6 protein-coding genes and 1 tRNA gene are annotated in these 6,447 nt (G+C 68.2%); 1 reads left to right on the top strand and 6 read right to left on the bottom strand.

All coding sequences use genetic code 11. The annotated features are described in order from the left end of the window. Positions 1-595 precede the first annotated feature (595 nt). Positions 596-823, top strand: coding sequence for a hypothetical protein (locus Van01_RS31575; protein WP_099850381.1), 228 nt, complete (start codon positions 596-598; stop codon positions 821-823). Between the two features lie 5 nt (positions 824-828). On the opposite strand, the gene Van01_RS31570 is transcribed toward Van01_RS31575, so the two are convergent. The 6 genes from Van01_RS31570 to Van01_RS31545 all read right to left on the bottom strand — a co-directional run bounded on the left by Van01_RS31570 (position 829) and on the right by Van01_RS31545 (position 6,256). Next, positions 829-1,626 (bottom strand): carbon-nitrogen hydrolase family protein, encoded by a 798-nt coding sequence (locus Van01_RS31570; RefSeq protein WP_204015398.1) that lies wholly within the window; start codon positions 1,624-1,626, stop codon positions 829-831. Between the two features lie 61 nt (positions 1,627-1,687). Next, on the bottom strand, positions 1,688-2,983 hold the full coding sequence (clpX, locus tag Van01_RS31565) for an ATP-dependent Clp protease ATP-binding subunit ClpX (protein ID WP_204015394.1): 1,296 nt from the start codon (positions 2,981-2,983) through the stop codon (positions 1,688-1,690). 207 nt (positions 2,984-3,190) lie between these two features. Then, a complete protein-coding gene (locus Van01_RS31560; RefSeq protein WP_204015392.1) occupies positions 3,191-3,853 on the bottom strand; it encodes an ATP-dependent Clp protease proteolytic subunit in 663 nt (220 codons plus the stop codon). A gap of 14 nt (positions 3,854-3,867) precedes the next feature. Then, positions 3,868-4,509: a ClpP family protease gene (locus tag Van01_RS31555; RefSeq protein ID WP_204015390.1), complete on the bottom strand. Its 642-nt coding sequence runs from the start codon at positions 4,507-4,509 to the stop codon at positions 3,868-3,870. A 170-nt stretch (positions 4,510-4,679) separates the two neighbouring features. Then, positions 4,680-6,026, bottom strand: coding sequence for a trigger factor (gene tig / locus Van01_RS31550; protein WP_204015387.1), 1,347 nt, complete (start codon positions 6,024-6,026; stop codon positions 4,680-4,682). A gap of 156 nt (positions 6,027-6,182) precedes the next feature. Beyond that, positions 6,183-6,256: transfer RNA gene (locus Van01_RS31545), tRNA-Pro, on the bottom strand. Positions 6,257-6,447: the final 191 nt, after the last annotated feature.

Raw genomic sequence — 6,447 nt, 5'->3', positions numbered from 1 at the left:
AAACTTGGCCTCGTTAGAGAACCGCGTTCGGGGCAACCGCTCCAAACTATCCGAACCGCGCTTCGAGGTCAACCTGAAGTTTCAGGATCCTCGTTACTAGCTCGGGGCCCACGCTATCGCTCGCCTTTCGGCGTCAGCGACTGTCATGGAGAACCGCAGACCGGCCGATTGCCACTGAAGGCAACCCGCCCGGCTCCTGCCGGCTCCAGAACCCTACCCGGTCGGCTTCGCGATCGCAACTCCATCGTGCAGAGTCGCTTCGCACCGCCCGTCTCAGCCTCACGTCGATGTGATCGTCGCGCTACTGGCGCCCGTTCTCGGCCGGTTTGCCCCGGCCTCCCGCGTGCAGAGAGAAAGTTACGCGGACGCCCCGGATAAGGCAAATCACCGTTCATCGATGCACTGTCCGAATCGGCAGGAGCTGGCCGACCTGCCGTCAGCCCCGTGGGATGACCCGATCCGACGGCACGGCTGACCGGACCAGGCCCGGGTAGAGCACCCCGTCTCGCCGACACCGGGCAGCGCCGACGCGATCGCTAAGGAGTGTCTTCGCGCCGACGACCACGAACGGTTCCGACGTGCCAGAGTGTCTGGCATGGATGACGTGTCCCGGCCCGCAAGCCCGGTCCTCGCCGAGGACGCGCTGCTCGGCCTCCTGTTGCCGATCTGGCAACTGCTCATCGGGGCCTTCGTGCTCTTCGCGGTCCTGGTCTCGATCGGCCGACTGGCCCGGCGCGGCCCGTCCCGGATGAGCACCGCCCTGCTGATCACCGCTGCCGCTATCGCCGGCTTCGCACTTGTCGGCGTGCTGCTTCAGGGGTAACTGCGTCAGAGCCGGCGGTTGGCCAGGCTCGGCAGCTCGGCACGGATCCGTTCCAGGCAGCTCAGGTCGATGTCGGTCACCGCGAACCCCGGACCGTCGGGCACCTGGGAGAGCACTGTCCCCCACGGATCGATCACCATGCTCCGCCCGTAACAGGTGCGGCCGGGCTCGTGGTCACCGGTCTGCCCGGCCGCCGCGACGAAGCACTGGTTCTCGATCGCGCGGGCCCGCAGCAGCACCTCCCAGTGGTCCCGTCCGGTGTGCATCATGAAGGCCGCCGGCACCACAAGCAGTTGGGCGGCCCCGGCGGTCGCGAGTTGCCGGTAGAGCTCGGGGAAGCGCAGGTCGTAGCAGATCGACAGACCCACCCGCAGCCCTTCGACCTCCACCACCACCGGCTGATCACCAGGTGCCACGGACGCGGACTCCCGGTAGGAGACACGCCCTGGAATCTCCACGTCGTACAAATGGATCTTGCGGTAGGAGGCGGCGAGGGTGCCGGCGCGGTCGAAGACCAGCGTGGTGTTCCAGGTGCGGTCCGGGTCGGGGCCAGCCTCGTGGAAGGAGCCGGCGATCAACCAGATACCGCGCCGCCGGGCGGCGTCGGCGAAGAACCGGCCCACCTCGCCGTCCGCCGACTCCGGCGGCGGCATCCCGGCACCAGGACCGAGATAGTCGACGTACTCCGGCAGCAGCACGAGGTCCGCACCGGCTGCGGCGGCGCGGTCGATCAACGCCTCCGCGGCGGCGAGATTCGCCTCTCGGTCGTCGCGGGAGTTCAGCTGGCAGACGGCGACGCGCATGGCTGCCAGCGTACGACTGGACGGCGGTCGGCCGCAGCGTACGGTCGCGGCACCGGTCGGATCAGGCGGACTTTTCCTCACGCTCGCGCCGGGCACGGCGGCCCGTGAACTCCCGCGGAACGATCGTCGGGTTCACGTTCTCCAGCACCGCCTCGCGGCTGATCAGCACTCGGGCAGCATCAGGGTTGCTGGGCACCTCGTACATCACGGAGAGCAGCACCTCCTCCATGATGGCGCGCAGCCCACGGGCACCGGTGCCGCGCAGCATCGCCTGGTCGGCGATGGCTTCGAGGGCGGGCCGCTCGAACTCCAGCTCGACGCCGTCCAGCTCGAACAGGCGCTGGTACTGCCGAACCAGGGCGTTGCGCGGCTCGGTGAGGATCCGGACCAGAGCCGTCCGGTCGAGACTGCGGACGCTGGTGATCACCGGCAGCCGGCCGATGAACTCGGGGATCAGCCCGAACTTGAGCATGTCCTCCGGCATCACCTGGCTGAAGATGTCGTCGGTGGAGCGATCGGAGACCGCACGGAGCCGGGCGCCGAAGCCGGTGCCCCCGTGGCCGGTACGCGCCTCGATGATCTGATCCAAACCGGCGAATGCCCCACCGCAGATGAACAGCACGTTCGTGGTGTCGATCTGGATGAACTCCTGGTGGGGGTGCTTGCGGCCGCCCTGCGGGGGCACGTTCGCGACGGTGCCCTCAAGCATCTTCAACAGTGCCTGCTGGACGCCCTCACCGGAGACGTCACGGGTGATCGAGGGGTTCTCCGACTTGCGGGCGATCTTGTCGATCTCGTCGATGTAGATGATGCCGGTCTCGGCCCGCTTGATGTCGTAGTCCGCGGCCTGGATCAGCTTGAGGAGGATGTTCTCCACGTCCTCACCGACGTAGCCAGCCTCAGTCAGGGCGGTGGCGTCGGCGACGGCGAAGGGGACGTTGAGCATCCGCGCGAGCGTCTGCGCCAAGTGGGTCTTGCCACACCCGGTCGGACCGAGCAGCAGGATGTTCGACTTGGCCAGCTCGACACCGTCGTTACCGGCGCCCGGCGCGTTGGCTGCCTCCGCTTGGATCCGCTTGTAGTGGTTGTAGACCGCGACGGCGAGCGCCTTCTTGGCCTGCTCCTGCCCCACGACGTAGTTGTCGAGGAACTGGCAGATCTCCATCGGCTTGGGAAGCTCTTCCCACTTCACCTCGCCGGACTCGGCCAACTCCTCCTCGATGATCTCGTTGCAGAGATCGATGCACTCGTCGCAGATGTAGACCCCGGGGCCCGCGATGAGCTTCTTGACCTGCTTCTGCGACTTCCCGCAGAAGGAGCATTTCAGTAGGTCGCCGCCGTCACCGATCCGTGCCACCTACGTTCTCCCTGCACTCATCGGCCGGAGCCCCGGCCACGACCTGCGGACGCTGACGCTCCGCCCGTCTTTCTCTCGCCCGCCGGTCGCCCGGCGAGGTGGTACGGACCCGACGTTACCCGCTACCGGAGGTTTCTCCGACCCCCAAAACGGGTGTGTCAGAGGTCGGCCGGCAACCAGCCCGACCGACCTCTGACCCGGTAGCGGTCAGCCAGCCGCGTTCGCGGCCAACAGACCCTTCTTACGACTGGTGAGGATCGTGTCGACAAGCCCGTACTCGCGGGCCTCCTCAGCCGTCATGATCTTGTCACGGTCGATGTCCTTGCGGACCAGGTCGACCGGACGGTTGCAGTGCCGGGAGAGCATCTCCTCCAGCTGCGTACGCATCCGCAGGATCTCCTTGGCCTGGATCTCGATGTCCGAGCCCTGCCCGTAGCCGCCCTCGGTGGCCGGCTGGTGGATGATGATGCGCGAGTTCGGCAGGGCCATCCGCTTGCCCGGAGTGCCCGCCGAGAGCAGCACCGCGGCGGCCGAGGCGGCCTGGCCGAGGCACACCGTCGAGATGTCCGGCCGGACGTACTGCATGGTGTCATAGATCGCCGTCATCGCGGTGAACGAGCCGCCCGGCGAGTTGATGTACATGATGATGTCCCGGTCGGGGTCCGTCCCCTCCAGGGTGAGCAGCTGGGCCATCACGTCGTTGGCCGACGCGTCGTCCACCTGCACGCCGAGGAAGATGATGCGGTCCTCGAAGAGCTTGTTGTACGGGTTGGACTCCTTGACCCCGTACGACGTGCGCTCGACGAACGACGGCAGAACATAGCGGTTGTGCACGGCCGCGAACTGGGGCGGCAGGCTGAGGTCGGTCATCGTCTGCTCCTCGATCAGCTCAGGGTCCCGGCGCCCTCGGGAACCTGCGCGGCCCCCGTGATCACCTTGTCGATGAAGCCGTAGTCGACGGCCTCCTGGGCGGTGAACCAGCGGTCCCGGTCCGAGTCCGCCTCGATCTGCGCCGGCTGCTGACCGGTGTGGTAGGCGACCCGCTCCTGGAACATCCGCTTGGTGTACAGCATCTGCTCGGCCTGGATCGCGATGTCGGCGGCGGTGCCGCCCATCCCGCCGGAAGGCTGGTGCATCATGATCCGGGCGTGCGGAAGGGCGTAGCGCTTGCCCTTCGTCCCCGCGCAGAGCAGCAGCTGGCCCATGGACGCGGCCATGCCCATCGCCACTGTCGACACATCGTTGTCGATGAACTGCATCGTGTCGTAGATGGCCATGCCGGAGTAGACCGAGCCACCGGGCGAGTTGATCCAGAGGTTGATGTCGCGGTCCGGGTCCTCCGCGGCGAGCAGCAGCAGCTGCGCGCAGATGCGGTTGGCGACCTGGTCGGTCACCTCGCTGCCCAGGAAGACGATCCGCTCCTTGAGCAACCGGTTGTAGACCGAGTCGTCGAGGTTGCCAATGGTGTCACCGCCGCGGGCCTCGATCGCCCGAAGCGGCTTCGCTGGGATGTGCATGTCGGTCATGGCAGCCCTTCGCTCTCCGTACCGTCGTGTCCGACACTAACCGCTGGGCCGGTCGCCAGACTCCCGGTCCGGGCACTGTTCGCTCTCAGCGCAGCAGGCCGAAGGCGTACCCGGAAAAGGGATCGGGCCACCACCCACCGCGACCGGCGGACGGTGGCCCCACCCGGCGATCAGTGCTCGTGCGAGTGCTCCTGCTCGCTCGCCTCGCGCAGCGCGTCCATGGTGACCACGTTGCCGGCCGAGTCCTTGATCGTGATGCGTTCCATCACCGAGGCCAGCGCCTTGCCCCGCCGGACGTCGCCGTAGACCGCGCCGGCCGTGCCGGAGCGGACGAGCTGGTCGTAGTACTGCTGGGGAGCCATGCCGGCACGCTGGGCCCGGTGGACGATCTCGTGACCGAACTCGTCGTCGGAGACCTGCACGTCCTCGGCGTCGGCGAGCGTGTCCAGCAGCAGCTGAACCTTGACGCCCTGGGTGGCGGCGTCGGTCAGCTCGGCGTCGATCTGCTCCTCGGTCTTCTCCTCGGCGGCGAGGTAGTCCTCCATCGAAGCGCCGATGCGCTCCAGCTGGTCGGCCATCGCCTCCTTGCGGCTCTCCACCTCGTCGCGGATCACGCCTTCCGGCGCCGGCACGTCGGCAGCCGCGACGAGCTGCTCCAGGGCCTTGTCCCGAGCCGCGTAGATCTGCTCGATCCGCTTGCCCCGGCTGACCCGCTCACGCAGGTCCGCCCGCAGCTCCTCGATGGTGTCGAACTCGCTGGCGAGCTGGGCGAACTCGTCGTTCAGCTCCGGCAGCTCCTTCTCCTTGACCGTACGTACGGTCACCAGCACCTCAGCGTCGCGGCCGGCGAAGTCGCCACCCACCAGCTGGGTCGTGAAGGTGGTGTCCTCACCAGCGGACAGGCCCACGACCGCCTCGTCCAGCCCCGGCAGGAGCTGCTTGCTGCCCACCTCGTGCGAGATGTTGCTGGCCGAACCGCCCGGCACCTCCTCGCCGTCAACGGTCGCCCGCAGGTCGATCTGGACGTAGTCACCCTCGGCCGCGGCGCGCTCGACGGTCTTCAGGGTGGCGAACCGCTCACGCAGGCCGTTCACCTGCTCGTCGATCTCGCTGTCGTCGATCTGCAGCTCGTCGACGGTGACCTCGATCGAGGTCAGATCAGGCACGGTGATCTCCGGCCGGACGTCCACCTCGGCGGTGAAGTTGAGCGAGTCACCGTCGTTGAACTCGGTGATGTCGACCTCGGGACGACCCAGCGTCTTCAGGTCGTGCTCACGCACGGCGGCGAGGATGTTCTGCGGGATCGCCTCCTGCACCGCCTCGTTGAGCACGGTGCCCCGGCCGACCCGCTGGTCGATGATCGCCGGCGGCACCTTCCCCTTACGGAAGCCGGGGATCTGGATCTGCTGACCGATCTCCCGGTACGCCTTCTTGAGGCTCGGCTCGAGCTCGACGAACGGCACCTCGATGGCGAGCCGCACGCGCGTCGGGCTCAGAGTCTCGACGGTGCTCTTCACAGGCGTACTCCTTGACGGATCTCGGGTTGATTCTGGGCGCACTTCGGCCCATCGAGTGTAGGCGAGCCGGCACGGCGGACCAGCAGCGCCCGGGTCGGCAGCGGGCCTGCCCCGCGTGCCGGCGATCCGGGTGCCGCCGCCCGGTGCTTGCGGCAGTCGGGGTGGCGGGATTTGAACCCACGGCCCCTCGCTCCCAAAGCGAGTGCGCTACCAAGCTGCGCCACACCCCGTGGCGACGAGCAGTCTATGCCGTCCCTCCGACAACAGGTTGCCGGGGCGTCACCCAACGCGCCGAACGAGGACAAACCCGACATCCGTTCTCTCCGCCCCCGGGGCGGCGGGGCGGCGGGGCGGCGGGCGGCGGGGCGGCGGGGCGGCGGGGCGGCGGGGCGGCGGGGCGGCGGGGCGGCGGGGCGGCGGG

Origin of the sequence: Micromonospora andamanensis (assembly GCF_016863495.1) — a bacterium.
GTDB classification, from domain to species: domain Bacteria; phylum Actinomycetota; class Actinomycetes; order Mycobacteriales; family Micromonosporaceae; genus Micromonospora; species Micromonospora andamanensis.
Note: the sequence above shows the minus strand (reverse complement) of the source record. Positions and strands in the feature narration are given on the sequence as shown.